This is a genomic window from Hymenobacter baengnokdamensis (assembly GCF_008728635.1).
Taxonomy (GTDB): Bacteria; Bacteroidota; Bacteroidia; order Cytophagales; family Hymenobacteraceae; genus Hymenobacter; species Hymenobacter baengnokdamensis.
The window spans coordinates 1,100,424-1,125,895 of record NZ_CP044285.1; the positions used below are offsets into that span (position 1 = coordinate 1,100,424).

Below are 25,472 nucleotides of genomic sequence, written 5' to 3' on the forward strand. Positions count from 1 at the left end.
GGAAACGGCTGGACTAGTTAGTGGGCTTGGAGCGGTAGTACTTGTTTATAAAGCGGGTTTTGCTCTGCTCACGCTTCATCCACCGCTCTATCTCGCCCGCGTTGTTAATGCGCTCATATTCCATCTCGTGGATGGCTTTGCGCACCTGCTGCAACTCGGAGACTACCGGGTGATTGGCTAACTCAAATGCTCGCTGCGTCGTCACCTGCTGCCTGTGGGCATCGCCGCCGCGCAGGCGCGCGGTTTGCTGCTCCATATCTGCCTGCTCGTGCCGGTAAGTAAGGCGGCCCTGCACGAGGTCGGCCTGCTGCAAGAGCTGCTGTGTTTTATCCGCCGTAAGTACCTGCTCACCGGCTTGCAGGTAGCCTACCGTGGGCAGCGTTACCAGCCGGAAGGCCCCCGGCTTACCGACGAGTTCCGGGCCTTTCTCGGCCAGTTGCGCAAATTCGGCTGGCCCACCCGTGCGGCCTTTGAAGTACTGCGGGATGGGCTTCGAGAGAACAGCAGCGGCCTGTATGCCCCCTAAAATGATGTCCGCCGCAATGAAAGGGATTGCCACCGGCAGGCCGAATTCACCTAAGCTTTTGCCCACGGCCATCGCCGTGTTGATGGCAATGGAAAACAGGGCCTGGTTACGCTCAACCACCGCTTGGTCATGCTTGATTTTTGCGGAGGCCTTCGCATGGTCAGCCTCAATCTTGGCTTTGAGAGCTACGTTATCACCAGCCGCCTTGATAGAAGAATCGTACGAGTCCTGCTCGTTTTGCTCCTGGGCGGCTAGTTGTGCCGTCTGAAAATCGAAAAACCCGCTGACAAGCCCCTGAACGGTTTGGAGCCCCGTCTCGATAATATGGGCGCGCTGCTGCTCTTTTTCTTTCTCATCTGCCAGCTCTTCCCCACTCATTTTCTTGCGCAGGGCCGCCTTACGCCGCAGCACATCGGCCGTTTCCCCATATTCAGCCTCCAGCGCTGCAATAGCTTCCGCCTCGCGCTGGTTTTCCAGGTCGCGCACCTCGTGCAGGTAGGTTTTTTCAGAAGTGAACTGCTTGGCGTGCAAATCCTCGGTGCCGAGTAGCAGCCGGGCGTAGCGGGCGTCCTGCTCGTCAATGTCTTTTTGCGAGTCGTAGACCTTCACCGATGCGCTGGCATTGGCACGCGCCTGGTCGTATTTCTGGTTGGCCAACTCAATCTTGTCGAGGGCGCCCTGCGCATTGCGAATCTCCGTATCCCGTACCAGGGCTGCCAACTCAATTTGCGCGTGGGCCGTGTCGCGGGCAGCTTTCTGGCGCTCGTCGTAGGTCTTGTTGACATTGTCGCGGACCTTTTCAGCGGCGGTAATCTCACTTTCCAGCCCGAGCTTATCTAGCTCAGCCAATTGGTTGAGCAGCGCGTTGCGGAGCGCCAGCTGCTTGTTGTCCCCGTCGCGGGTAGCTTTCAGCAGCTGCTCTTGAAATGCCTCGGTGAGTCGCACGCGGGCTACAGCCGTGGCGGCATCCCCGTTGAGTTTGTCCTTGTTGGTTTTGTCAGCCTCCCGAATCAGTTCGTCTCGCTCCAGGGCAGCTAGCTGAATGCGAGCTTGCACGGCCTTTGCCGCGGATGCCGTACGAATAGCCTCGGAGTTGGCTGGGTTATCCGCCTGGCGGTCCAGGTCGGTAATCCGCGCCTGCAAGCGCTGCTTTTGCAACTCGAACTCCTCTTTGGCCACGTCGGCTACCGACTGCTTCTTTTTCTTGTCGGCTTCCACATCGTCGTCGGTGGCGCGAGTCTGTGCCTTGGTAGCCCCACTGCTGTCGAGCTGCTGCAGCGCTGCCGCAATGCGCGCCAGTTCCTGCTTACCCTTAGTCAGCTTATCGGTGCTAACCGCCAGCGCATCCTGCGCCTTGTTTAATTCTTTGGCGCTGGCCACCTGCTCGGCGGGGAAAGAGCGCCCCATCACCTGGTTTGCTAACCCGCTGCTGGCGGCGGCATCCTGCAAGTTTTGCACGCCCTCGGCGCTGAGGCCGAAGTGCGAAAAAGCCTCTGCCGACTTGTTGGCTATTTCTTGCAGTTTTGCTGTTTCCTGAGCCGTTTGCTCGACGTAGTCCGTGTAATTCTTGAGCTTGGTGCGCAACTCATCTTTATTGGCGTCTGCCTCCTGCCGTAACCCATCGATGCGGGTCTGGATAGCGGCGGCCTCACTCGTGCCGAACTGCTCGACGAGTTTGGCCCGCGCCTGGGCGAGTTGGAGTTCCTGCTCGCCGCTACGTGTGGTGGCGCCGGCCAGCTTGGTATAGCTGTCGAGCAACCCCTGTTGGGAGGTAGCCTGCTTAGTGAGCGCTTGGGTATGAGTCACGATGTTGGCGGTGAAGTCTACCAATGGCTTGTCAACCAAGCCGACTTTCTCACCGATATAGCTGACAGCGTCACCAATCTTATGAAGCCCATCTGCTACCCATTGTAGGCGCTCGCGGGTTTCATCAATCTGTTCCTTCAAAAAATCCCCAAGGCCGCTGTTAGTGAATAGATTACTAATACTGTTTTTTAGCTTCTCGTACGAGCCGCCCAGCGTATCATTCTTGATGGCCGCCTCAGCTGCTACCGAATTTCCAGATGCCAGTTCCTGGTTCGCTACTGCCTGCCGTTGGGTATAGGTGTCGAGGTTTCCAGCGAGAGAAATGATGGCCGACTTTGCTTCGCTCGACTGTAGCTTGAGTGTCTTCAGCAGCGCATTCATGCGAGTGGTAGTATCGCCGCCCGCATTTAGGCCCTTTAAAAATGCCTGGATAGCCCCCTCAAAATCAGTGTTGACCAAGCGCTTAAATTCCTTTAGCGTCAGGTTAGCATCTCCCAGCTTCGCAATATCGAATGAAGCCTGCGTCCTGGTCGAAAGAGTAGAAAAGAGCTTGTTCAGAGCCGTGCCGGAGGTTTCAGCTGAGAAGCCCACTTCCTGCAATACCGTGGCATAGCCTAGCACCTTGTCTAGTCCCAGACCGGCATTAGCTGCGATTGCTCCGGTACGTAATGCCACGTCAGCCAGTTGGGGCGCGGTGGCAGCACCCACAGCCCCAAGCTGATTAAGTGCCGAGCCGATGTGCAGCAGGTTTTGGCTTAAGTCAGTGCCGAGCCCTTTGCCAAAAACGGTGTTAATCTTACCGAGTGCAGTCGCAATTTCCTCCGCCCCGCCTGTAAAGTCGTTGCCGAGCGCCTGCACCGAAATATCGATGGCCTTGGTGAAGCTTTCAATGTCGGTAGCGGCTACACCCAATTGACCACCTACGCCCGCAATATCTAGCAAGCCCTGCAAGCTGGTGCGGGTATTCAGCTTTTTAAGGCTATCGGCCAGCGTGTTCGTCTGCTCAATCGTAAGGCCGGTCGTTTTGGCTACGTCCGCAATAGAGTCACTATACTTAATATTCTCCTCAAATACTTGCTGCAAGGCCGTCGCAACGCCCTGAATTCCATAGTAAGCACCTGCGAATGATTGCGCCAGGCTGGTCGCATTGTCGCTGAGCGCAGCCGTAGCGCCACCCGATTGCTTAACACCTACCCCGTAGTTGCGCAGCTCCCCATTTACCTTTTGCAGTTCAGCTTCTGTCTGCTCCAGCTCATTTTGAAGCTGCTGCTGCTGCTCGCGGCTCAAGTTTGTAGCCTGCGATTGTGTACGGAGGGCCTCAGTGTTAGTAAGCAGTGTACTGCGCTGCTTTTCGAGGCTGCCCACTGCCTCAATGATGGACTCGGCGTAGCGGCCGACGTTGGCGTGACCATCGTTTACCCCTCGTCCGAAGCTGATAAGCGCTTCGTTTACATCGCCCAAACGCTTTTGTAGGTCGCGGACCTCATCGGCGTTGCTGCCCATGCCGCCCTCCAGGGCTTTGAGCTGGGTACTCAAGGCGCGCGCCTCATTCTCCATCGCCCGGTACGAGCCCGCCGCGGCCGTGTAGGTGCTGTTGGCCCCACGCAGGGCGCGATTCAGGTCCTCACTACTGGCTTTGAGGTTCAGAATCTCGGTAGCAGCCTTGCGGATGCCTTCGGTATTGCCGGCGGCGTAGGCCTCTTTGAGAGCGGTCTGCTGCTGCCGTAGTTCCGACGTGAGCACGCGGGTAGCCTCCGTGGTGGCTTTGCGCGTGGTGGCGATGCCGGCCTCAGCCGCCTGCAGGCGCTGCTGCTCCTGGAAGAGCTGGCCCAGTTGCGCGCTCAGTGCCGCGTAGCCGGCGCGCTCCTGGTCGGTGAGTAGCGCGGTGGTAGTCAACTGCTGGCGTAGGCCAGCGGTCTGGGTAGCGACGGCAGCCAGGGCCGACGTCACTTTTTGCCCATCGCTATCGAGGTTCTTAGCGAATGCTTTGTAGCTCTTACTTAAGCCGGTGACGCTATCTGTAAAAAGCTTTACTTCTTCACTGCCAGCCCCTAAGGAGCTGAATAAATCCTCGTATTTGATTGGTCCCGCCATAATGTTCGTAAAGTACGAACATTATAATTATACTCTTCGCACGCGAAGAGTATTTCCCTTACTGCCCACCTGGCTAGTGGGCTTGCTCCTTGTTGTGTTTGACTGATAGGTGATCTACTGCCGCGTGAAAGGCTACCAACGTGAGCTGCTCCGGAGCTGCAAATCCGTTCTCGGTTAGGCCCGCGCAGAGCTTAATAAAATTCTGCCGGGCTACGATAAGGAGATTCCGTGGGTCACCATCATCGAAGATATCGGGAGTGGTTTGCTCCAGTAGCCACGTATCGACTTCCCGTATTTTTTGCAGGTGCCGAGGCTCGCGCGTTAGCATGTAGTCAGCAAGGGCTACATCCCGCTGTTGACGCTGCTGCCAGTGTAACAGCAGTTCGCTATCAGCGCCCCCAAAGCGGTGCGGGAATAGCTGCGCTAGTTCCTTAGCTTTTTTTTTAGAAACTCAGCCCGGGCATCCTCAATTTGGCCCTGGGTGAGACCGTAGCTGCTCAGGCGACTAATCAGCGCCTTCAAGCCTTCCTCCGATAAATCGGTAGTGGGAATCCCATCCACAGCGCCCACCAACACCGCGAAGGCAAGCTGGCCAGGTTGGTCACGCCCACGCATGAATTGAAAATTGTAGTGCAGCAGTGCCAGCTCATCCGCAGCGTAAACTAGCTGCTTGGAGTCCGCCTGAGCTGCGGCCAGTCGGGCAGCAAGGCTAGCAAAATGGCGGTCGACGGCTTCCTCGTCGGAGCCGATGCCGGCGTCTTGCATCTGGTAGTGCTGGAACTCAGTGTAGCGGCCCGCCGTGATTTCGTGAGCGCTGAGGTAAAACGAGGCGGTGTGCCCGTTGTCAAGGGTGAGCGTGCGCATGGGTGGCCGGTTAGGAGGGCAGTTGGTAAGTGAAAGGCAATAGGCAGGCGGTGAAAGTGCTCAGGGGCAGCTTCTCCGGGGCTCGGCTGCGAGAAACCATGGACGAATGAGGATTGTGCAGCATCAACTCGGTGAGCTGCGCAAAGGCACGGTACCGCACAGTGGGGCAAAGCGCCGCGTATTCGGGAGAGGAGTGGCAGGGCTCCAGCAGGAGCAGGTCGAAGACTGCCTGCGTCACGGCGGCCCGCGTGGTGAGCGGGGGCGCTGCCCCTTCCTGCAAGTGGTCGAGTAGGGCGAGCGTACGCCGGCGGTGCTGCTCAAATACTTCCACCACACGCTCTTCCGTGTGGGGTGCTGTGTTGTAGAAAGGACGCAACTCGTGCAGGAGGGCCAAGGCCTGCCGGGTAAGGTGCGGCTGCATCTGCTCTTGCGACAGGCCACAAGCCTGCAGCCAGGCTAAGCGCTCGCGCAGGGCCTCGGGCGAAAAGTCGGTGACGGGCTGCTGCTCGATATGGGTTACAAGAACTACGAAAGCCCGCGCCTGCGCCGAGGCAGTGAATACTTCCAGGTTGGCCGCGTAAGCCAACTGGCTCAACTCGTCAGTAGCAGTGGGGTAGCGAGTCTGCTGAAATCGCAGCTCGTCGGCAGCTTCAATGCCGGCTTCGGGGCTCATGGCCATCTGGTAGGCCAGCAGGCGTTCAACGGGCAAGTCCAGCAGCGAGGCGCATACGGTGATGGTGCGACGGTTGGCGAGTTGAAGAGTAGGCATAAGTTGGGGCTGTTCAAGGGTCGTCTTAGAATTGTTCGGCCGCGCGCGCTGCTACTAGCGCGGGCAGCTCGCTTTCAGGCATGGCCCGGGCTGTCATGCTGGCATCGCGGCCATTGTCGGGCAAGTAAATCTGGGAGCCCACCATCTCGCGGCCCAGGGTGGTGTGGTCCACCGCCGAGAACTCCTTGTATTTCTGGGGCCTATTGGCTTTGAGCAGCACCTGCATCAGGCCGTCACTGTACATCTGCTTATGGCCCACGAGTAGCCCACCCTGATAGATGGGCGTGCGCACACCTTTCTCGGCCCGGCGGCGCGCTTCGAGCTCCAGCAGATCAGTTGCCTCCTCTAGGGCTTCATCCCAGTCCCTAGCAAAGTCCGCATCCCCCTCGTACATGTCGTAGGCGGTCGAGCGGCCAATTTTAGCCGCGGTGCAGGCGCGGGTCACATTGCCCAGCTTCTTCATGGACTTGAGAAAAGCAGGGCGCCAGTCCACCGTTTTGGTGGCCCGACGCTCCTTTCTTGCCGCTGGCTTTTTCACCCCCGCAGACGTGTCCGGTTGTGTGCGGCTAGCAGCCGCTTTTGGCGGCTTTTCCGGCTTCTTCTTGGGTGCCATAACTGCTTGAGGTATTAGAGTCTATGGGTGGCTCTGATGCTGGCGCTCCACCCCCAGCGTGTAAGGTGACGGGACCAGGCAAATTATGGCCGTTGGTCGTGAGGTCGTACCGGAGTGGCGGATAGGCGCCGTGCAACTGCAGAATGCGGTGCGTGGCCTCTATGGCGTCGTACATCTCAATCTCCGTTTCCACGACTTCGGCCGGGCCCTGCTCAGTCTGTATGGTGTAGCGCCGCTCGACGACGCGGTGTAGCAAGTGATAGTGCTGCTTTGCCTCAGTGGTGCTCAAGTCCACGTGTACCTGGCCATCCTCCCCCACGCGCAGGAAGGGGGCCACGGAGCCGCGGGCCCAATGACTGAGCCGCACTTTGGCCTCGGCCTGCGAGACGCCCTCCAGGGTAGCCAGCTGGTCCAAGGCCTGGTGCACGACAGGGTCAGCTAGCCACGCAGCGGCCTGCTCTACCGCTTGCTCGGGCGCCACGCCGGCGGCCCCAGCCGCGGCGGGGGCATCGCCTTGGTCAACAAAGTGTTCAACGAAGGTTTGCGTCGGAGTGGGAGGTGCTTTCTTAGAAGCCATAACCTGATTGCTAAAAAATTAAATTGTCGTAAATTACGTACATTATGAATGGCTCTGTGCTAGCAGTGATGGTGGCGCAGCAGGTAAGCATCTACCGCCGACTGCCGCACCCGTGCACCTTTGGCAAAGCCAGTCTCCCCACGCTCGATGCGGGGCTGAACTGCCGGCCGCTCGGCCTTGCCGGCGCTAGCGGCCCGGTAAGGATGGCCCAGCACCAGAAGGCGCATGTGGCCCTGAGTGAGCTTCGTGTAGGCCGCTGCCTCGGGGATGGTAAGCCAGGCGTCGGGCTTGGGCAGCGCCGCGTAGTAGGCAGCTGCTGCTTTATCGGCGGCGGCAACAAAGAGGGCACGTAGCTCCTCGTCAAGGGGAATGTTCATCTGCGTTCAGTTGGGTGGATGGTACCAACGGCTGAGCCGCTTCAGTCGGCGGATTACCATCCTGCAGCACCTGCGCCCGCTTCCCCTGTCGGTAGGTGGCCAACTGGTCCTCGTCGAGCTGTTGGTCATCAGCCTCACTCACCACCTGGGCGTGCGCCTCGACAATTTCTTTCTCCAGCGTGGTGATACGGTTCAGGACTGCATCCGCCAGCATGCCGTTGATGTGGCCCACGTCGTCGCCAGCGATGGGCACCGTGACGCTGCGCTTAAGCGAATGGAATGTCACTTGAGCCGGGCCTTCGAGAATCACGTAGGCGAGGGTATCGTAGTCGGCGCGCGCGGCGGCCAGTAAGGCTTCGAGGCGGCGCAGATGGTCGGTAGCTAGGCTATTCACGGAATGACGGGGTAAAGTAGGGAACGGAGAGGGTGCGGAGGCGTTTGTCTCCGCACCCTAGCGGGCTTAAGTCGCTATTTGGAAGTCACCAGCGCAGGGTACGGAGACGAATACCTCCGCACCCTGCCAGCTTCGCTTGCGGTGCGGTTGCATCTTCAAGCTGCGACGACCGAGTTCCAACTATCAACGGCGCTTTGCAGGGCGGCTCGGTGCTCGTCGAGCGTAGTCGGCTTTGGGCTTCCGTTGGCACTGGCCCACATATCACCGGGGAAATGAACCTGGCACTCGGGGCAGCGCCCGGCGTAAGGGCCAATCCAGCCCGCCACAGCATTGGACATATTACCGTAGCAGGGGTCGGGTGTCACAATGAGTTCAGGCCAGCAGTGGCAATCTGCACAGCGGCGCATCTTACGGGTGTACTGGGCGCGGAGTAACGCTAGTACGACTGTTGGAGATTGAGTTTGGAGCAGCGTCATGGCATGCATTAGAAAGGCAAGTCTTGTTTGGCGATGGGGTGCCTGGGAGACTGCTCGAAGTCGCTGATGGTGCTGGTGCCAATGCGTCTCGGCTGATAGGCATCATCTGCCGCCGTTAACTTGGGGAACTCATCAGGACCTTGGCCAAAATCATAGATGAGACCGTGCTTGAGTTGGCAGCCGGCAAACACCTCGCCCACGTCGCCATTGCGATGCTTGGCGATGTCAAGCACCACCGTATCCTTTGTCGGGCTACCATCGTCGTACTCGTTAATTTTGTAATATTCACCGCGCCAGAGGAACACAATGGCATCGGCATCCTGCTCAATAGCACCTGACTCGCGTAGGTCGCTTAGCTGTGGGCGTTTGGTCCCTCCGCGGGTTTCTACTGAGCGCGAAAGCTGCGAAAGGGCGATAACGGGTACGTGAAGCTCTTTGGCTAACTCCTTAAGACCTCGGCTAATACTGCTGATTTCCTGCTCCCGGTTGCCCCTAGCTTTTTGCTCGCCCTGCATCAGTTGGATGTAGTCGACCAGTACTAGGCCTAGTGGTTCTTCCGAATGCAGGCGGTGGCACTTGGCCCGTAGCTGGGCAATACTGATGCCTGCCGTATCGTCGATGAGCAGGCGCCCCCCCAGGCGCAGCAGGCGCTCAGCCTGTTGCTCGAGTTGCCGAACCTCCTCCACGCCGCCTGCCACCTTGCCTTGGCGTAGGTCGGAGTTGGTATAGCGCGGCACCTCAGTAGCCACTAGGCGCTGCACGAGTTGGCGGCGCGGCATTTCAAGCGAGAAGATGGCCGTGCGCTTATGGTGGTCGAGGCTAGCGGCGCGAGCGAAATGCAGCATGACGGCCGTTTTGCCCATTGCTGGCCGGCCGGCCAGCACAATCAAGTCGCCGCCCTGCCAGCCGCCGGTAAACTCATTGAGTTTGGTGAGGCCAGTGGGCACTCCCGTCAGGCCTTTCTTCTCCACGTCTAGCCGCAGTTGGGCGAACATTGCCCCAAATTCGTCAGCCACTGAAAGCGGTGGGCGCTGCTCTACAGCACGGTAGAAAGCTTGGATTTCGCGTTCGGCTTCTGCGACAATTTCCAGTGGGTCACGTTGGGCATCGTAGCCTAGCTGTGCTACACGAGTGCCGAGGTTAATTACCGTGCGCTGGCCAAATGCTTCCTGCAGGAGCCGGCAGTGGCCCTCGATGTGACCACCACCATTGATGTGCATAGTCAGTCCCGCCACGTACCCCACGCCGCCAGCGCGCTCCAGCGTGCCAGCCGTACGCAGGCGGTCTACTACCGTGAGCTGGTCAATGGGGCTCTGCTCTTCCGAGAGTAGGGCAATAGCGGTGAAAATCGCCTGATGCTTTTCACTGTAAAAAATCTTGGGATTCTGAATCAGGCTCAGCAGAATGCGGGCGGCATCCGCTTCGAGCATTGCGGCGCCGAGTACAGCGGCCTCGATGGCAAGCTTTTGGGGTGGCAGGTGTGCTGGGGTGCCCGGTGTGACGACACCAGTTGCGGCCGCACGCTGGGCACTGGCTTTGATTCGGGGATGAATAGAAGGTTGCATAAGAGAAATCTTTAGCGTGGACGGTAGGTAGCGGCTTGGCTAGGTGAGCCGCCAGCACGGGTAGGAATTGGGGCGGGCTGGCCAAACTTGAGTTTACCTGGGCCGCCGGTATCTGGCTTGTGGTCGATGAGGCGCTTCCAGCCAGCGCTGATGGATTCATTAATGATTTCGATAGCGCGGGACTCACTACCAGCCGCCTTGCGGCCTAACTCAGCCAGGTCAGTCTGCTCGTGACTATGGCCGCGGTGAGGCTTGCCGAGTTCAGCCAGGTACTTGCCCCACTGTGCCCAGGCCGCCCGGAAGACGAGTGAATCGAAAAGCGGCGCGAATTGCTCAGGCCAGGCCCCATCGTAGTCGCGGTAGGTAGTGAGGCGCGGCTGGGCGGCGGGCTCTTGGGGGGGCGCCGCAACGGGGGGCGCTAACTTCAAAAGTTCGGCTTTCAGCGAAGCGTTCTCGGTTTCGAGGTCGGCTATTTTTTTTTGAGCACACACCCACTGCTCGGGGGTAGGGGGAGTACTGGTTATTTGCTGGTAATGCTGGTCTCCATATACGCGCGACCCATTTTGTCTAGGTTGAGCGCCCATTTTGTCTAGGTTGGTAGACCCATTTTGTCTAGGTTGGGCTGGCTCAACCTGGACACTTTGGCTAGGTTCAGGGCTGTTTTTGTCTAGGTTGGCGCCCGAATTGTCTAGGTTCGCGGGCTCGATTTGTCTAGGTTCGTGACCACTTTTGTCTAAGTTGAGCGCTGCTACGGCCGCCCGCTGGGTGGCTTCGTCAGTGCCGACATAGCAGGCTCGAAGTGCTGAGCTGGCTCTTAGCTTACGGGCCTTGCCCTGTCCCTTACTCAGCAACAGGCCGCGGGCCTCCAGCGACGTGATAGTGCGCGACATGGTGCGCTCGGTTCCGCCAAGGGCCTGCACTAGGTACTCATTTTTAGCTGTGCACCAGCCTACCAACTCGCTGCTCTCAGCAAGTTGGCATACCTCAATAAGTACCACTTTTTCGGTACGCTTGAGGCTAGGCAGCGCATTGATGAATTGGCGAATGGGAAGCATGCGTTAGGCAGCGGAAAAGGAGTTGGGCGGCTGCCTGAGCCTGAGATTAGTAAATCGAGAAGGGCCGGCTAGTTGCCTTAAGGTATTGGGCTGACTCGCTTCAAGTTGGCGGCAGTTCGGCGGGTGTAATACCTGCCCGCAGCATCGCTTCGAACGCCGCTGGCAGCGCCTGTGGAACCCCAGCTGCGACGAGTTGCTCTAGTGTGCGGCCATAAGCTACCTGTTGGTCCAAAAAAGCTGCTGTAGCCGCTTTGGCCGGTTCCAGCCGGCGCAGCACCTGCCGACCTGACCAAGAGCCTACTCGCAGACCCTGCGCCACGGCATCACGGACGTATTGAGCTGGCGTGCGCGCAGTAAGGCACTTCATCACTGCCCGGTGGTGACGCATAATGTCGCCGGGGTCGTTATTTAGGCGTAGCAGCCGGGCGGCCGTAGCCTTTACTCGCTGCACCTGCACCTCCGCCTTTATGAAGTCGGGGAGGAGCGTAGCTGCTGGCTGTGGCGCGCGTAGCTGGGCTTCCATGCGGTCGAACTGCGCGATGTATCCTTGCTTGAATTCTGCTGCTTGACGGCCAGTGAAGCCCATCGCCAAGAATGTGAAGCCCACCCGCGTCATTAGAACAGCTCGTTGGTGCTTGCCTCGCCCATCCAAGTAAGTTGACGGCCCAAAATTCAGCCGCGAAAATTCAGCATCGCATTCCAACCGGTCAATAGCTTGGAGTACGTTTTTATGCTTTTTGCTGAAAGCCTTGGCCACGCGCAACGAGTCCGTGATGGGCGTGCCCTTCGGAGAGAAATAGACCAAAATACTCATGTAGTTCTTCGACGAGTAGGTGATAAAATCCCGGCTGGTGCGACAGTAGGAGCCCAGGCTTTCTGGGCGGGCGAAGGCGAAAACAGCACGCAGGTCGATCGACCTGCGTGGCTTGTTGGAAGCTAGTAGCTAGCCACGGCGGCCAGCGTTTTAGAGAGAGTGGCTAGGAGCTGCTTAGGGCTGTCCGAATCCTGTATCACTTCATACAGCTGACGCATAGATCGAAGCATAGCATACTCACCTGGTTCCTCGGCTTCCGCCAGAATCTGTACTAGTAGCCGGCAAACCATATCCTTCTCTTCCTCAAGCTGCAGCCCTGGGTCACGCGTTGCCTTATGCATTTGCGCTTGCAGTTTTTCACCATCTACTAAAGCCTGGTCGACCAAGCCCTTTGTATTTACCCAGACCTCTACCGCTTGCTTGACGCGGACATAGTCTTCATGCAGGCGAAGCCAGGGTGTTTGCGCACTCGTGAGGTGTGCCAGCAGGAGTCTACCTCCTGCCGCCCATACCAGGTATCAGAAAAGAACTCGGGGGTTTCCCGAATGGTCTTCGTAATCAGCTGCCGTAGCTCGGCTTTTTCAGTAATCTCGGCGCGCGCTATTTCTTCCAATAGGTGCTCCTGAAGCTGGTTGGCAGCATTCATGGTAACCAGAGAATCGAGGGCTTTGCGGAATTTGGATTTATCCTGCCAATCGAGGCGGGAATTATCTATCATGAATCGGATAGAGTCGCGTTGTACGGGTAGTACAGGCTGAGTAGTAGCTAAAGCCTGGGCCGCCTGGAAGGGATTAGCGGGGCGGATGTTAGGCGCAGTAATTATTTGAAAAGCGTGCATTTTCTTTGTAGTAGATTGTGGGGTTTTTGAAAATCCTATCGAGGCGAGCGGCCGGCCAGGGCTGCTCGCCTCATTTTTTGAATGTGACTAGGCTATGCTAGGGTGATAGAGCGGCTGGCTCGGAATGAATGCAGGTTAGTAGAATCATGGTGCTGGAATTAAGTGAGGTGAAAAATGGGCAAAGCAGTGGCAAGGCCAGGGTGCTGGCGTAGGGTATCAAAAGCCCTGTGTGGCTCTAATTGGGTCAGTTATTGATTTGCTTGCAGAGGAGGTAGACCAGCCTCGAAGCGGCGAACGTCGCGCTCACTACTGCGATAGGCCTTCTTCGCAGCGCAGAAGTAGCCTAGGCGGCCGCTGGTAATGAGTTCGCGGATTGAGCGCTCTGAAAGCTGAAGCCGCTCGGTAAGTAATCCGCTGAAAGGCAAGTCGGGATTGCCTTCACCATCAACGCGATACACTACACTCTGCATAATAGCGTCTGCTCGCGCCTGTGCCTCTACCGCCTGTTGGTTTTTAAGTAGTTCGACAACTACAGCGGCGTCCTGAATCTCCAATAAGCCATTAGCCATAGTAAAGCGTATTGGCGGTAGTGCTAATGCAGCCCCAGCCACCGTAGTAGCAGGCGGCGCAGCATTACCTACTCGGCGGCGGGCGGTAGGGGACTGCATCTGGCTAGGCGACTTGGGCTGTAGGAAAGAGTTTAGCCAGTTGCTGTGCGGCAGCTAATGCACCTGAAGCTTCAGCGCGAGCCAGGGCCAAACGCACTGCTGGATGTCCCGGAAGACCTCGGCGAATAGCCGAGCTGGCAGCCCCATGTGAAAGATTTAATTCTTTTGCTATAGCTCCAATATCGCCAGGCGCTAGTAGAGCGCTTAGACCAGTTGCATTTTCCATAGTAGCAATTGCTAAAAAGTGCTTATCATTGCGTATCGATTGCAAAGATAGCAGAAATTGCTTCTGCTCCAAGTAAAAGCAAGGGTCGTGCAAGAAAATGCTTGAAATAAATGAAGTAGATACAATCAGCAAGCGTATTGTTAAGCTTGTAGATTACTTCTGCAAAGGCAATAAAACCGCTTTTGGCAGGGCAGCAGATATACAATCAGGCGTTCTGGCTGGGATAGTAGGCGAGAGGGGTAGTAAGCCGGGATTTGAGCTTCTGCAAAAAATGCTGACAGCATATCCCACTGTATCACCTGATTGGTTATTGTTCGGCCACGGGCGTATGTTACGTAAAGTGGTCGATAGCGAAAAGGATTATATCGGCCACATCGGTAGGTTTCCAGTCAAATCAGCTCGCGATAATCCTGAAGTGCCAATTATTGCGGGCAATCAGCATAATAGGCTTAAATGGGACTACCTGCCTCGAAGGGATGATGAATTGCCCAATAAGGAAGAAGAGGCGACCTATGCGTTGTCTAATACTCCCTACGCCTACGAGTCATTGTCCTTACCTGCTTCCATGCTGAAGCCTGGGTTATCTCGCGCCTTTCCAATTTCTGACGCTAGTATGGAACCCAGTTTCGGTGAGGGAGACCTGATTATCGCTACTCAATTACAAAATATTGACTGGACCACATTTCCTAGGGAAAGTGATAGTCATGCCGTAATAGACACTTTTCCAGTATGTGTAGTTGAAGTCTGGTCTGAGAAATGGCGCTCGATAGAGATTGGCCGATTCTGCATTGATGCGACAGGAAAATCGCTTATATGCTTCAAAGACAATAGATTTTTTCACGGTCAATATATCCCTCTTAACTATGTTAAGGAAATATGGGAATTCAACAGCTTTTTGTCTAAGCGGGCACTGAATCCTGCTCAAGAGCTGGTTTATAAAACAAGTCAGCTAGAACAACAGCTTCTACAAGCTAAAAAAAGTGCTAGTTTATATATTCGACTAAAGCATAGGATTCGAGAATTGATTCTGGCGTGGAACACCTCTATGAAGACGTTGAGTCAGGATTTCAACGATTACAAGGATGATGAACAGGTACGTCAGTATTATTCAACGGAGGTTGGTATAATCGATGACGAGGAGGAATATGGCCTTAAATTGCTTAGTATCATTCATCCCCTAATAATTGAGCTTACACCAACGCTAGAAGCTGATTCTGCTAGACTTAAAGTACTTAAACGCGAACCTGGCATGCCACCACCATTAAGTGGAGGTGATAATAAATAGCTGCTGGTCATTGAGTTGTTTAGGTGCTATGCAGAAAAATCACCTTTCAATACTTATCCGCCAGATAAATAAAAGCGAAGTATACAAGTTTTGCACAGTATGGAACTCATCTTCCGCCAGCGCCTCGACCGCCCCGATAAAGCCGGCCGGGCTACCGTCTTCGGGGACCTGCATTGGGCCGGTGGGCACCGAGGCTAGCCCACACCATTATTACCGTGTCAAACGTGCCGGCTGTAGCTGGTACACCTCTTTTGCTAGCTCATGCCCGTCCGTTTCTACCTGCACACCAAAACCTACTCCGATGGCCGGCGGCCCATCTACCTTGATGCGCGCTGGGGCCGTGGGGCAGCCAGCGACGGCAAGGCGGAGGCGCGCCTGCGCACCAGCACCGGGCAGAGCTGCCAACCAGCCAATTGGAACTCCGATAAAGAGCGCATTAAATCGGCCGAGCCAGGCTACGCGAAGGCCAACAATGAGCTAGCGAAGCTGGAGGCCGCTGCAGGTAATCACATTGAACGGGCTGAGCTTGATGCCGCTGCTCTAACTCCCGAGCAGCTGACAGCGCTGCTAAAGCCCGCCGCGGTGGCCCGTAAGGCTGCCGCGCTCCCTACGCAGGGACCCTCGACCGCCGGCGCGGTCCCTAGTCCGGTAACCATGGCCAGCCTCTACGCCCAATGGCAACACGCTTACCGTGGGCGCCGCGCGGCCAAAACACTTAGCGGGCCCCAGGGCCTGATTGACCAGCTCGAGCGCTTCCGGCCTGGCCTGACCCCACTTGACTTTAAGCCCGACGCCTCGGGCCGTTGCGAGGTGCTACAGGACTTCTGCGTGTACTGCATGGAGCAAGCAAAGGGGCGCACCGGTGACGTGGGCCTATTCAACAATACCATTAGCTCCTACCTCAAGCGCCTGCGCAAGCTGCTCAAGTTTGGCCGCTACGACTACGAGTGGATAGAGGACGAGTACAGCGAGGATGTCGACCGTGAGCCGCTCACGTTTTCAGAGGTGCTGCAGCTGGCCCAGCACGAGGTGGTAGAGTGGCGGGAGGGCGGCAACAAGCACAGCCTGCGCGCCGGTATCCGGGATGTGTTCGTCTTCATCTGCCTAACGGGTCCGCGCTACGGCTCGCTACTCGAAGTCGGACCCGATGCCGTAGTGTTCGACCACTTGGCCGGCGCCGAGGTGCCGGTGCTGGAGTACTATACCTATAAGAACCGGCGCAACAAGGAAAAAGTACGCGTGCCGCTCGACGAGCTGGCCTACGCCATCTGGCAGCGCTACGACGGGAAGCTGCCGGTGCCGAGCTTGGGGAAATTCAACGAGGCGATTAAGCAGCTCTGCCGGGAGGCCGGGCTAACGCGCACGGTGAAGGTGCTGCGGGGGAGTGGCGCCAAACGGTTGGAGGAGCGCCAGCCGCTCTGGCAAACCGTATCCGCCCACATCGGCCGTTATACGTTCATTACCACCCAGCACGAGGGCGGGGCTGATATCGTGAGCATTCAGGATACTGTCGGGCACGCTGATATCAACACCACCCGCAAGTACACGAAGTCGCGCGAAAAGGACCGTCTCACCACCACGCGCGGAGCCTTCACGACACTGCGTAACCGGCAGTCTTAGTCCGGTGTGCCCGCCTGGTGTGCCCGTTTGACGGTAAATATGTGCCGGAACGTGCTGACAATAGGTTGAGCAAGGCAGGTGCTTTCTAGCGATGGTCAAAAGTGGCGGCAGGTTCCGGCAGGGACCAGAAAAGCGGTTAGTCCAGGAGGGAGCGCTACTACCTTGAATGCCCGCCCTAACCGGTGGGCATTCTTCGTTTCCAGGCTGTAGGGGCCCTTTTCGGGGTTGGTTAGTCGGGTGTTATCGGTTATCTTTGGTTCATAACAAGGGCGGAAACTGAGGCGAAAGCCAGGGCGATGTCATATAGCTTAGCATATGAGCCGGGCGCCTGGCAGAGGAGCGGGACCGGTGGCTGTTTCAGTTATTCAGCGGGCGGCGGTACGAAGACCTGGAGAAGTTCGACAAGCGCGAGCGAATCAGCCTGACGCTGGAAGATAGCAGCCAAGTGTCGGCGCTACTGCATGCGCAGGGAAAGACGGGCAATGATGCGACGGTACCGCTGCCACCCATTTCGGTGAAGATTGAGGAGCGGTGGGGCTGGAAATTTTCGGCCCGCAACTGGCAGCAGCGCGGCGAATGGATTAAGGAAATTGCGAAAGGTACAGGACTAACCCGAGAGTGAGATGACCGATTGATTACGGGCGGCAAAGTGGTGCACAACTGGCGGCCCATCTGGCAGGTCATTGGCACCCACACGGCGCGGCACACGGCCGGCACGCTGCTCAAGCAGGTGAGTAATGGAAGTAAGGCGCTGGCTAAGCTTGTGCTCGGGCACGCCGATGAGAGCGTAACGGACCGGTACACGAAGGATAGGGCCCGGCTACTGGCGCCGGCGATACTAGATGCGACAGGCGGAGCTGGGCGGGTGGTATGATGCCGACCCGCCGCGGTAGGACGGCACAGCGGAAGGCTCAAGGGGAACCAAGCATCGCATCCGCTTGGTTGGCCAGAAGCCTGCTGCTTTCCGTTTCAATCGACTACTTTTAAGGCGAGGTTCGCGTTAGAGAAAAGCACTTGGCAGCGAAATCATCGTGCCGCGCTGGCTTTCTTTTTCCCGGACTCGTATAGCCCCCTCATTACCTATTCACACCCTGCAATGCCCCTGGAACACCTGCTTGCCACCGTCGGGCACATTGCGGCCACCACCGTTACCGAAGAAGCCCCGAGTATTGATGGCAATGGGCAATGGCCCGAGCACAGCATTCGGGCGCTGCAGCACGCCGGGCTGGGCGGCCTGGTGGTGGCGCCGGAGTTCGGTGGGCACGGGCAGGGCCTGTTTGCCCTCACGCGGGCCTGCGAGCTGCTGGGCGAGGTGTCGGCCTCGGCGGCGCTGTGCTATGGCATGCACTGCGTGGGCACGGCCGTTATCGGCTCGAAGGCCACGCCGCGGCAGCAGCAGGAGTTTCTGCGGCCCATTGCGGCCGGCGAGCACCTGACCACGCTGGCCCTGAGCGAGCCGGGCACGGGCGCGCATTTTTATTTTCCGCAGACGCAGCTGCTGGCGTTGTCGGAAGACGAATACCTGGTGAACGGCAGCAAAAGCTTTGTGACCAACGGCGGACGCGCCGATTCCTACGTGCTGTCGACGGTGGGCGTGGACCCCGAGGCGGCCCGTGATGGATTTTCCTGCCTGGTGGTGCCCAACACCACGGCGGGGCTGGAGTGGGGCCCGGAGTGGAAGGGTATTGGTATGCGCGGCAACTCGTCGCGCTCGTTGCTGCTCAAGGACGTGCCGGTGCCGGCGCAGTACTTGCTGGGAGAGCACGGCGACCAACTCTGGTACATTTTTCAGGTGGTGGCGCCGTATTTCCTGACGGCGATGGCCGGTACTTACCTGGGCATTGCGCAGGCGGCATTCAACGAGGCGCGGCAGTACTTGGTGGAGCGCGCCTACCGCCACAGTGGGGCCACGCTGAGCCAGAACGGGCTGCTGCAGCACCGGCTGGGCATGATGTGGTCGAACATCGAGCGCACGCGCCAGCTGCTCTACCACGCCACCCGCCTGGGCGATGCCGGCGATCCGGGGGCGGTGCTGCCCATCCTCTCGGCCAAGGCGGAAATGGGGCACTGCTGCGTGGAGGTGGTGAACGAGGCCATGACCCTGATGGGGGGCAGCTCCTACGGGCAAAGCTCGCGGCTGGAAGTGCTGCTGCGCGACTCGCGCGCCGCGCACGTAATGGCGCCCACCACCGACATTCTGTACACGTGGCTGGGCCGGGCCCTGCTGGGCCAACCCCTGCTGGAAGAGTAATGCCGGCGGGACGCATCCTGTACGCGGGCCTGCGCGACGACACCCTGGCGCTGCTGCAACAGCGGCTGGCCGACGCGGTGCTGGAGCCCCTGGCGCCCGGGCAGTCGGTGGGCGACGGGCCGCTGCTGCGGCAATACGACCTGCTGCTGCTTGGCCCGGCAATGGAAATGCCCATTCGCGTGGCGCAGGAAGCGTATGCGGTGGACAAGCTCTTGTCGGTGCTGCTGCTGGCCGAAGCCAGCCTGCACGAGAAACTTAAGCAGGCGCTGCTGTTTTCGCCGTTTGTGGGGCCTACCGTGCAGAGCGCGTCGGTGGCGGTGGGCGCGAGGCTGGCGCCCATCGTGGAAGACGCCGTGCAGCGCACGGTGCAGCGCCGCAGCTTTGCCAAGCTCAAAAGCATCTCGCTCTCGGGGCTGCAGTTTGAGCCGCAGGTGGTGGCCAAGGTGCGGGCCGACTTTTCGACCAAGGTGCTGGAAGAGGCCCCGATGGGGGCCGTGCTGGTATCCGGGGCCGGCACGGTGGCCAGCATCAACCGCTACGCGCTGGAGCTGTTTGGCCGCCCCGAAACGCAGGTGCTCGGCACTGCCCTCAGCCAGCAGTTTCCGGCGGCCGTACGCCCCGCGCTGGAGGCGTTTCTGCACGACGGCTACCTGGGGGCGCCCAAGCAGCTGTTTGCCGTACCCTGGCCGGCGGGCACGTTGTACCTGGAAGTGTCGGTGACGGCCATTGACACGCCCGTGACGGGCGAGTACCACCTGGTGATGCTGAACGACACCACGGCCACGGTGCTGGCGCAGCAGCAGGCGCAGGCCGACGTGCAAGCCCTGCAACGCGCTAATGCGGACCTGGACAACTTTATTTATTCGGCCTCGCACGACCTCAAAGCGCCCATCAGCAACATCGAGGGCCTGCTGACGGCGCTGCGCGAAGAGCTGGCCGCGCCCGCGACGGCCGCCACCGAGGTGCCGCCCCTGCTCGAGCTGATGCAGGGCGCGGTGGAGCGGTTTAAGCGCACCATCGACCACCTGACGGACCTGACCAAGCTGCAGAAAGTGCACCTGCAGCCCGCCGACGTCGTGGACCTAGCCGCCGTGGTGGAGGACGTGCGGCTGGATTTGCTGGCGCAGTTGCAAGCCACCGCGGCCCGGCTGGACGTGGACCTGGCGCAGGCACCCACGCTGTCGTTCTCGCCCAAAAACCTGCGCTCGGTGGTGTACAACCTGCTCAGCAACGCCCTCAAATACCACCACCCTGACCGTGCGCCGCACGTGTGGCTGCGAAGCTACCCGGCCGATGTCTGCCACGTGCTGGAAGTGCAGGACAATGGCCTGGGGCTGGACGCGGGACAGCAGGCCAAGCTGTTTGGGCTGTTTCAGCGCCTGCACGACCACGTGGAGGGCTCCGGCGTGGGCTTGTACATGGTGCGCAAAATCATGGAAAACGCCGGCGGGCGCGTTGAAGTGGCAAGCCGGGTGGGCGAGGGGTCCACGTTTCGCGTCTATTTCCCCCGTGAGCCGTATTAGTTATTCAGGGCCTTGTTTTTGCCTAGGTACCTGCCCAACTCACGCCCGTTGCTATGTCTTTGCTGCCCGCTATCTTATTGGTTGATGATGACTCCACGACCAACTTCATTAACCAACGGCTGCTGCGCCGCATGCAGGTCAGCCAGGAGGTGCTGGTGGCCGGCAACGGTCAGGAAGCGCTGGCGGTGCTGGAAGAATGCGGGGCGGAGCCAGCCCGGTGCCCGGCTTTGATTTTACTGGACGTGAACATGCCCGTGATGAACGGCTTCGAGTTTCTCGAAGCCCTAGCGCGGCGGCCGAAGGCAACCGACGCGGCCGTGGTAGTGATGCTGACCACATCGCGGCTGGACCGCGACCTGACGCGCCTGGAAAACCTATCAGTGGTCGATTTTCTGCAGAAGCCGCTGACCCAGGAGGCGATGCAGCAGGTGTTGGAGCGGCACTTTGGCCACGAGTTAAAGAGCAATTAAAAAATGCGGGGAGGCTGGCCCCAACGCTTATCAGGAAGGGTGCGGGAAGTGCCTGTAGGCTACCTCCGTTCTGCCTACAGCCCCGGTTGGCTGACGTCGACTTTCCGTTGAGGGCGGCGGTTACTTCGGCCTCGGAGAGGCTGGTGTACTGGCAGAATTCGGCGACGGAGACGTGGGTAGGCTTGCGCAGTTGGGTGCGGATACGCTGTAGCAGGCGCTTGCCGACGTCGTAGCCGGTGCCAGTGAGTTGGCAACGTCTTTGGGATAGAGGCAAGCCTGGGGCATGTGGGGGCGAATTGGGACTATTTGGACCGACGAACCTACAACTGCGAAAGGCCGGCTGTAGGTTCGTGTTATGAAATATAAAGCGCTGTTGTTATGAAATATAAAGCGCTGTATTTCAGTGGGCAGTTGCTAATGATTGCGGCTGGTTTCGGCGTGGACCCGTACGGGCGGACGCTGGCCTCGGTGCGACTGCCAGTAGCCGGCGGCCCGGCTCTGGCACTTGATTCTTTGCTGGTGGTGCGCGGCTGGGCCTGGGACCCGGAGCATCGAGCAGGGCGTAGCGCGCAGCAAACAGCGGCTGTAGCGACCCGGCGGGGGAGCCCCCGGAGTGCTCACGCCGCGCCAGTGGCGGCAATTCAATTACAAAAATAAGCGGCGTTATGAGGTGGGCTGCACCTGGTAGCAAGGTCGCAGAGTACAAGCAGCCATTTTCAGCGACTTTTTCAACTTGTAGACTCGTCGTGAAGTGAAAAGCGAAAGTAGCTAGCGCGGATTCTGGGTCGGTGTACGCTTTTTGACCGACTGGCTCCCCCTCTCAGTTGAGGAGAGGAGGCCAGCCTCAAAGGGGGCTCGTGAGGCGCCCACCAGAACGAGTAGGTAAGCAACTTGGCTGACTAAGCACTAGTTGAAAAATTCCGGGAGGCGATAGCTTTCTGGCTGCTACTTTTAAAGCGAGAAGCGCCTGCCACCGGCGTATCCTTCTTTTTCCCATGACTTTCCTTTCGAAGACTGGCTTGCTGACTACCTGCGCGGTTTCCTTGCTGTTGCTGTCCTTTTTGCCCAGGCCCCGGCTCGCAACTGATGGTGGCTGGCATAGTCTATTTGATGGGAAAACGCTGGCTGGCTGGAAAAAACTGGGTGGTACCGCCAGCTACACCGTTGAAAATGGTGCTATCGTCGGGACGACAGTCCTGAATTCGGGCAACACGTTTTTGGTGATGGAGCGGGAGTACAGTGATTTTGACCTGGAATTGGACGTCAAAATTGAGGGTTCACAAAACAACTCGGGCATACAGACGCGCAGTCACTTCGACTCATCGGCCCAGCCTGGTAAAGTGTACGGGCGGCAAGTAGAAATTGACCCCTCGGCGCGGGGCTGGTCGGGCGGTATCTACGACGAGGCACGCCGCCAGTGGCTCTACCCACTCGATTTGCACCCGCAGGCCAAAACGGCATTTAAGGCAGGCGAGTACAACCACCTCAAGATAGAATGCTTGGGCAACGAGACGAAAACGTGGCTGAACAATGTGCCCTTAGCCTACGTGGTAGACCCGGTAGACCCTAAAGGCTTTATTGGCTTACAGGTACACGGCATTACCGAGGCGGCGCAGGCGGGTAAGAAGGTGTACTTCAAAAATATTCGCATCAAAACGGCGAACCTGCAACCGAGTGCCTTTCCGGCCGACATCTATGTGGCCAACTTCGTACCCAACTACTTAACTGCCTACGAGCAGCAACACGGTTGGAAGCTCTTATTTGATGGGAAAACCAGCCGGGGCTGGCGCAGCGCCAGGGAAAAGAACTTTCCGGCGCAGGGCTGGCAGATAGCCCACGGCGCCCTGACGGTGCTGCCCTCGGAAGGGAAGGAGGCGGCCAACGGTGGCGATATCGTGACCACCGACGAATATAAGGCGTTCGACTTGTCGTTTGAGTTTAAGCTGACGCCGGGAGCCAACAGCGGGGTAAAGTATTTTGTGACACTGGCCGAGAAAACCGAGGGCTCGGCCATTGGCCTGGAATACCAGGTGCTCGACGATGCCCTGCACCCCGATGCCAAGCTGGGCCGCGATGGCGACCGTACCCTGGCCTCCCTCTACGATTTGAAAACGGCCGACAAGCCGGCGCGCTTCGTGCACCCCATCGGGGAGTGGAACGTGGGCCGCGTGGTAGTGTATCCGAATAACCACGTCGAGCACTACCTCAACGGGGCCAAAGTGCTGGAGTATGAGCGGGGCTCGGCCGAGTTTCGCAGTCTGGTAGCCCAGAGCAAATACCATGTGTGGCCCAACTTCGGCGAGGCCCCAGCCGGCCACTTGCTGCTGCAAGACCACGGCAACCGGGTATCGTTTCGCAGCATCAAGCTCAAAGAGCTGCGCTAATGCCGCTTAAGCTGGGCGCTCGCCTTGCAGCTGCGAGTAGATAGCCTGTATTTCCAGACGGTCTATGGGCTTATGAATGAGGCGCGTAACCAAGGCATAGGTTTTCGCCTTTTCCATGTCGGTCAGCGCCAAAGAAGAGGTAAGAATAAAAATATGGCAATGGCCGCGCAATAGATTCTCGTGCGGAGCCAACGCATCCAGAAATTGCCAGCCATTCATAAGGGGCATATTCAAATCCAGAAAGATGACGGCCGGCGTCTCGGCCGGGGGCTGCTGCAAAAGCACGGCCAGCGCTGCCTCCGCCGACTCGAAGGTGGAGATAGTAGTGGAAAACTGCTCTATTCGTAAAAGCCTTTTGGTAAGGTAGTTGGCTAGCGGGTCGTCGTCAATCAGGAACGTTTTCATACGTAGCTCAGCCAAAGTTCAGGGTAAAGCGCGTTCCCTCCTCGACTCGACTATGCACCTTTACGTAGCCACCCATGGCTTCGACGTGCGCTTTAACCAGAAACAAGCCGATACCCCGGCCTTCGGAAGTAGTATGAAAGCGCTTATATAGCTCAAACACACTATTGCCGGCTTTTTCGAGGTCGAACCCTAAGCCGTTGTCAGTCACCGTTACCTGGGTGCCCCGGCCGGGTGTGTGGGTAGCTGCGACCTCTATGCGTAGCGGACGCTGCTCGGAGCGGTACTTGATGGAGTTAGCCAGTAGATTATAAAAAATGCTGTGGAAATAAGCCCGGTTGCCGGGCAGCCGCAGCTCATCGGAAATCGCGCAGGTAATGCGGCCACCGCAGTCGAGCAGGGCCTGGGCCAGCGTCTGGCGCACTTGCTCGCACACGGCGGCCAGGTGCACGGGCTCGGGGCGACTTATCCGCGCCTTGCTGCGAATGGAGAGAATGGTATTAACATCGGCAATAATGGTGTCGAGCTGCTGCAAGCTGGTTTGTAGATGCCGCAGGGAGGTATCGAAGGCCGCTGAGTCTTTTATTTCGTGAGCAAGCAGGGTGGCAAAGCCTCGGGCATTGGCCAGCGGAGCCCGTAGGTTGTGCGAAACAATGTATCCGAATTGCTGCAAATCAGAATTTTGCTCAGACAGCTCCTGCGCCATCTGGCGTTGCCTTTCTTCCGCTTCCTTGCGTTCGGTAATATCCTGCATAGAGCCAATCATGCGCACGGCCCGGCCCGCTGCATCGCGGATAATATGGCCCCGGTCAAATACACTGGCCCAGGAGCCGTTGGCTCGCTGAAAGCGGTATTCCTTCTGCCAGTGCGTGCGGCGCGTTTCATGGACTATGCGCAGCAGGTCATGAACGGAGTGGGCCACATCGTCGGGGTGCACAAAGTCGGACCACTGCCGAAATTCGGTGGGGTTGCGGACCAGGTGATGGCCAAACAGGGCTTCGAAGCCTTCGCCCCAAAGCAAAGTGTTGGCGGCTATATTCCAATCGTAAATAGCATCGGTCGTAGCTTTCAGCACGTACATAAACCGCTCGTTGCTGGCCCGCAGGTCTTCTTCTATCTTTTTCTGCGCCGTCAGGTCGTACACATTGCCAACCAGCTGGATGCAGACACCAGCCTCGTTAAAAACCGGCGTCACCGACACTTCGCCTATCCGGCTGCCGGTAGGATACTCGGTCGTTTCCTGCCAGGTCACCCGCTGCCGGGTAGTAATAGCCTGGTGGTAATAGCGCAGCACCAGGCTCAGCGATGGCTCAGGGATAATTTCCTGCACCAGTCGGCCAACAACTTGAGCAACCGGCAAGCCGGTTGCCTTCTCAAAAGCCTGGTTGACCACTAAAAACCGGTACTGCTGCCGGGGCGATACGTCCAGTACAAAAAGCACGTCGGAGACGCTCTGGAAAATGACGGCCAGCTGCGATTGCTCCGGCTCTTTAAGCGCCGGAGCTGCCGGGGGCGCCGTTGGCGCGGGCCGGGCCTGCACCCCGATGCCGGTAAGCTCATGTGCATGGCCGAGCACCGGAAACGACGTAAGCAGCACCTTATGTGCCCGGCTGCCAAGGCCCGGCCAGTCTACTTCCAGGGTGAGCGCAGTGCCCTGCTGCGCTTTTTCAAGCCAGGCTTCGGCCGACGTGCGCTCGGCGGGGCCGAGCAGCCCGGTAAAGGCCCGCCCCCGAAGCGCCTCCGTGGTATAGCCAGTAAGATGAGTAAAGGCCTCGTTGAGCACCGTGAACTCACCCTGGCTATTCAACCAGAAGGCGGCTTCCCGGTAGAGCCTCGGCTGGGTATCTGAAGGCGTTGCGTCAAAGCTCATACCTC

23 protein-coding genes are annotated in these 25,472 nt (G+C 58.4%); 7 read left to right on the plus strand and 16 right to left on the minus strand.

Going from position 1 to position 25,472, the window contains the following annotated elements; genetic code table 11:
• Positions 1 to 13 precede the first annotated feature (13 nt).
• The 14 genes from F6X24_RS04695 to F6X24_RS04760 form a co-directional block, all read right to left on the minus strand.
• On the minus strand, positions 14 to 4,426 hold the full coding sequence (locus F6X24_RS04695; protein ID WP_151086853.1) for a phage tail tape measure protein: 4,413 nt from the start codon (positions 4,424 to 4,426) through the stop codon (positions 14 to 16).
• Positions 4,427 to 4,849: 423 nt separating this feature from the next.
• Positions 4,850 to 5,290, minus strand: a complete 441-nt coding sequence (locus F6X24_RS04700) for a hypothetical protein (RefSeq protein WP_151086854.1) — start codon at positions 5,288 to 5,290, stop codon at positions 4,850 to 4,852.
• A 10-nt stretch (positions 5,291 to 5,300) separates the two neighbouring features.
• Positions 5,301 to 6,059: a hypothetical protein gene (locus tag F6X24_RS04705; RefSeq protein WP_151086855.1), complete on the minus strand. Its 759-nt coding sequence runs from the start codon at positions 6,057 to 6,059 to the stop codon at positions 5,301 to 5,303.
• Positions 6,060 to 6,084: 25 nt separating this feature from the next.
• A complete protein-coding gene (locus F6X24_RS04710) occupies positions 6,085 to 6,597 on the minus strand; it encodes a hypothetical protein (protein WP_151086856.1) in 513 nt (170 codons plus the stop codon).
• Positions 6,598 to 6,625: 28 nt separating this feature from the next.
• Positions 6,626 to 7,249: a hypothetical protein gene (locus F6X24_RS04715; protein WP_151086857.1), complete on the minus strand. Its 624-nt coding sequence runs from the start codon at positions 7,247 to 7,249 to the stop codon at positions 6,626 to 6,628.
• A 59-nt stretch (positions 7,250 to 7,308) separates the two neighbouring features.
• Entirely contained in the window at positions 7,309 to 7,626 is a 318-nt protein-coding gene (locus F6X24_RS04720; RefSeq protein WP_151086858.1) for a hypothetical protein, read from the minus strand.
• Positions 7,610 to 8,020 carry a hypothetical protein gene (locus F6X24_RS04725; RefSeq protein WP_151086859.1) on the minus strand — a complete coding sequence of 137 codons (411 nt, stop codon included), beginning with the start codon at positions 8,018 to 8,020 and terminating at the stop codon, positions 7,610 to 7,612. The genes F6X24_RS04720 and F6X24_RS04725 overlap by 17 nt, the downstream gene beginning before the upstream one ends.
• A gap of 155 nt (positions 8,021 to 8,175) precedes the next feature.
• Positions 8,176 to 8,358, minus strand: coding sequence for a hypothetical protein (locus F6X24_RS04730; protein ID WP_151086860.1), 183 nt, complete (start codon positions 8,356 to 8,358; stop codon positions 8,176 to 8,178).
• Between the two features lie 146 nt (positions 8,359 to 8,504).
• A complete protein-coding gene (dnaB, locus tag F6X24_RS04735; RefSeq protein WP_151086861.1) occupies positions 8,505 to 10,061 on the minus strand; it encodes a replicative DNA helicase in 1,557 nt (518 codons plus the stop codon).
• Positions 10,062 to 10,072: 11 nt separating this feature from the next.
• Positions 10,073 to 10,489, minus strand: coding sequence for a hypothetical protein (locus tag F6X24_RS04740; protein WP_151086862.1), 417 nt, complete (start codon positions 10,487 to 10,489; stop codon positions 10,073 to 10,075).
• A gap of 727 nt (positions 10,490 to 11,216) precedes the next feature.
• Positions 11,217 to 11,930 (minus strand): Rha family transcriptional regulator, encoded by a 714-nt coding sequence (locus F6X24_RS04745; protein ID WP_151086863.1) that lies wholly within the window; start codon positions 11,928 to 11,930, stop codon positions 11,217 to 11,219.
• A 409-nt stretch (positions 11,931 to 12,339) separates the two neighbouring features.
• Entirely contained in the window at positions 12,340 to 12,648 is a 309-nt protein-coding gene (locus tag F6X24_RS04750; RefSeq protein ID WP_151086864.1) for a hypothetical protein, read from the minus strand.
• A gap of 368 nt (positions 12,649 to 13,016) precedes the next feature.
• A complete protein-coding gene (locus tag F6X24_RS04755) occupies positions 13,017 to 13,337 on the minus strand; it encodes a hypothetical protein (protein WP_151086865.1) in 321 nt (106 codons plus the stop codon).
• Between the two features lie 103 nt (positions 13,338 to 13,440).
• Positions 13,441 to 13,794: a hypothetical protein gene (locus F6X24_RS04760; RefSeq protein ID WP_151086866.1), complete on the minus strand. Its 354-nt coding sequence runs from the start codon at positions 13,792 to 13,794 to the stop codon at positions 13,441 to 13,443.
• Between F6X24_RS04760 and F6X24_RS04765 the strand changes: the two genes are divergently transcribed.
• The 7 genes from F6X24_RS04765 to F6X24_RS04795 all read left to right on the plus strand — a co-directional run bounded on the left by F6X24_RS04765 (position 13,760) and on the right by F6X24_RS04795 (position 23,195).
• Positions 13,760 to 14,947 carry a hypothetical protein gene (locus tag F6X24_RS04765; protein ID WP_151086867.1) on the plus strand — a complete coding sequence of 396 codons (1,188 nt, stop codon included), beginning with the start codon at positions 13,760 to 13,762 and terminating at the stop codon, positions 14,945 to 14,947. The genes F6X24_RS04760 and F6X24_RS04765 overlap by 35 nt on opposite strands.
• A 261-nt stretch (positions 14,948 to 15,208) precedes the next feature.
• Complete coding sequence (locus F6X24_RS04770; protein WP_151086868.1) at positions 15,209 to 16,567, plus strand: tyrosine-type recombinase/integrase; 1,359 nt, start codon at positions 15,209 to 15,211, stop codon at positions 16,565 to 16,567.
• 649 nt (positions 16,568 to 17,216) lie between these two features.
• On the plus strand, positions 17,217 to 17,441 hold the full coding sequence (locus tag F6X24_RS04775; protein ID WP_151086869.1) for a site-specific integrase: 225 nt from the start codon (positions 17,217 to 17,219) through the stop codon (positions 17,439 to 17,441).
• A gap of 222 nt (positions 17,442 to 17,663) precedes the next feature.
• Positions 17,664 to 18,818: an acyl-CoA dehydrogenase family protein gene (locus F6X24_RS04780; protein ID WP_151086870.1), complete on the plus strand. Its 1,155-nt coding sequence runs from the start codon at positions 17,664 to 17,666 to the stop codon at positions 18,816 to 18,818.
• A complete protein-coding gene (locus F6X24_RS04785) occupies positions 18,818 to 20,341 on the plus strand; it encodes a sensor histidine kinase (RefSeq protein WP_151086871.1) in 1,524 nt (507 codons plus the stop codon). The genes F6X24_RS04780 and F6X24_RS04785 overlap by 1 nt, the downstream gene beginning before the upstream one ends.
• Before the next feature lie 53 nt (positions 20,342 to 20,394).
• Positions 20,395 to 20,811, plus strand: a complete 417-nt coding sequence (locus F6X24_RS04790) for a response regulator (RefSeq protein ID WP_191906462.1) — start codon at positions 20,395 to 20,397, stop codon at positions 20,809 to 20,811.
• A gap of 995 nt (positions 20,812 to 21,806) precedes the next feature.
• Positions 21,807 to 23,195, plus strand: coding sequence for a 3-keto-disaccharide hydrolase (locus F6X24_RS04795; protein WP_151086872.1), 1,389 nt, complete (start codon positions 21,807 to 21,809; stop codon positions 23,193 to 23,195).
• 6 nt (positions 23,196 to 23,201) lie between these two features.
• Here the strand turns inward: F6X24_RS04795 and F6X24_RS04800 are convergent, their stop codons facing one another.
• Both F6X24_RS04800 and F6X24_RS04805 read right to left on the minus strand, forming a co-directional pair.
• Complete coding sequence (locus F6X24_RS04800) at positions 23,202 to 23,600, minus strand: response regulator (protein WP_151086873.1); 399 nt, start codon at positions 23,598 to 23,600, stop codon at positions 23,202 to 23,204.
• A gap of 7 nt (positions 23,601 to 23,607) precedes the next feature.
• Positions 23,608 to 25,467: a PAS domain-containing sensor histidine kinase gene (locus F6X24_RS04805; RefSeq protein ID WP_151086874.1), complete on the minus strand. Its 1,860-nt coding sequence runs from the start codon at positions 25,465 to 25,467 to the stop codon at positions 23,608 to 23,610.
• Positions 25,468 to 25,472: the final 5 nt, after the last annotated feature.

Bases quoted from the DNA above. Each gene is read 5' to 3' on its own strand.
- F6X24_RS04745 (WP_151086863.1), bottom strand. From the start codon at position 11,930: ATGAGTATTTTGGTCTATTTCTCTCCGAAGGGCACGCCCATCACGGAC.
- F6X24_RS04780 (WP_151086870.1), top strand. From the start codon at position 17,664: ATGCCCCTGGAACACCTGCTTGCCACCGTCGGGCACATTGCGGCCACC.
- F6X24_RS04750 (WP_151086864.1), bottom strand. From the start codon at position 12,648: ATGATAGATAATTCCCGCCTCGATTGGCAGGATAAATCCAAATTCCGC.
- F6X24_RS04730 (WP_151086860.1), bottom strand. From the start codon at position 8,358: ATGTCCAATGCTGTGGCGGGCTGGATTGGCCCTTACGCCGGGCGCTGC.
- F6X24_RS04720 (WP_151086858.1), bottom strand. From the start codon at position 7,626: ATGAACATTCCCCTTGACGAGGAGCTACGTGCCCTCTTTGTTGCCGCC.
- F6X24_RS04790 (WP_191906462.1), top strand. From the start codon at position 20,395: ATGTCTTTGCTGCCCGCTATCTTATTGGTTGATGATGACTCCACGACC.
- F6X24_RS04695 (WP_151086853.1), bottom strand. From the start codon at position 4,426: ATGGCGGGACCAATCAAATACGAGGATTTATTCAGCTCCTTAGGGGCT.
- F6X24_RS04785 (WP_151086871.1), top strand. From the start codon at position 18,818: ATGCCGGCGGGACGCATCCTGTACGCGGGCCTGCGCGACGACACCCTG.
- F6X24_RS04765 (WP_151086867.1), top strand. From the start codon at position 13,760: ATGCTTGAAATAAATGAAGTAGATACAATCAGCAAGCGTATTGTTAAG.
- F6X24_RS04705 (WP_151086855.1), bottom strand. From the start codon at position 6,059: ATGCCTACTCTTCAACTCGCCAACCGTCGCACCATCACCGTATGCGCC.
- dnaB (WP_151086861.1), bottom strand. From the start codon at position 10,061: ATGCAACCTTCTATTCATCCCCGAATCAAAGCCAGTGCCCAGCGTGCG.
- F6X24_RS04715 (WP_151086857.1), bottom strand. From the start codon at position 7,249: ATGGCTTCTAAGAAAGCACCTCCCACTCCGACGCAAACCTTCGTTGAA.
- F6X24_RS04755 (WP_151086865.1), bottom strand. From the start codon at position 13,337: ATGGCTAATGGCTTATTGGAGATTCAGGACGCCGCTGTAGTTGTCGAA.
- F6X24_RS04795 (WP_151086872.1), top strand. From the start codon at position 21,807: ATGACTTTCCTTTCGAAGACTGGCTTGCTGACTACCTGCGCGGTTTCC.
- F6X24_RS04770 (WP_151086868.1), top strand. From the start codon at position 15,209: ATGCCCGTCCGTTTCTACCTGCACACCAAAACCTACTCCGATGGCCGG.
- F6X24_RS04700 (WP_151086854.1), bottom strand. From the start codon at position 5,290: ATGCGCACGCTCACCCTTGACAACGGGCACACCGCCTCGTTTTACCTC.
- F6X24_RS04805 (WP_151086874.1), bottom strand. From the start codon at position 25,467: ATGAGCTTTGACGCAACGCCTTCAGATACCCAGCCGAGGCTCTACCGG.
- F6X24_RS04800 (WP_151086873.1), bottom strand. From the start codon at position 23,600: ATGAAAACGTTCCTGATTGACGACGACCCGCTAGCCAACTACCTTACC.